The organism is Acinetobacter sp. (assembly GCF_036666595.1).
GTDB lineage: Bacteria > Pseudomonadota > Gammaproteobacteria > Pseudomonadales > Moraxellaceae > Acinetobacter.
On the sequence record NZ_JAVWVO010000062.1, the window covers coordinates 1 to 509 of the forward strand.

General features: G+C 36.1%; 1 protein-coding gene and 1 pseudogene. Both read left to right on the top strand.

Annotated elements, in window-relative coordinates; genetic code table 11:
• Nucleotides 1-140 (top strand): annotated as a pseudogene (gene ispH, locus RR876_RS16740) (4-hydroxy-3-methylbut-2-enyl diphosphate reductase); the annotation flags it as partial.
• 140 nt (nt 141-280) lie between these two features.
• A partial coding sequence (locus RR876_RS16745; protein WP_332637164.1) for a prepilin-type N-terminal cleavage/methylation domain-containing protein occupies nt 281-509 on the top strand: 229 nt, incomplete at its 3' end.

Consider the following 509-nt stretch of genomic DNA (forward strand, 5'->3'; position numbering starts at 1 on the left):
CTCCTGAAATTCTCATTAAACAAGTCATTCAACGCCTACAAGATTGGGGGGCAACAGCACCACATGAACTCAATGGGCGTGAAGAGAATATTACATTTAGTTTACCGAAAGAGTTGCGCATACAAGTCACGCAAGCTTAAATTTAATCTATTTTTTTAAGCAGATAACTGAATTTTTCAGTTATCTGCTTTTTTATGCCACTTATCCAACTTGTATTGGTTTTGTAATGAATTGGTCTATGATTTTAAATAGGGTAAAGTTTTGTTGCTATGGAGTTGCGATGCGAAATAATCGAGGATTCACCTTAGTCGAGTTGATGGTGACACTAGCTGTTTTGGCGATTATAGCAATGATGGCTGTGCCTTTTTTTGGGGATATGATGCTAAGACAAAATTTGAATAAAAGTCAGGGTGAGCTATTTGCTGCATTAAATAAGGCAAAATCCCAAGCTCTGAATAAAAAAAGAAGTGTTACAGTTCGTTTAAATGTTGATTTAGCTGATACAGAGG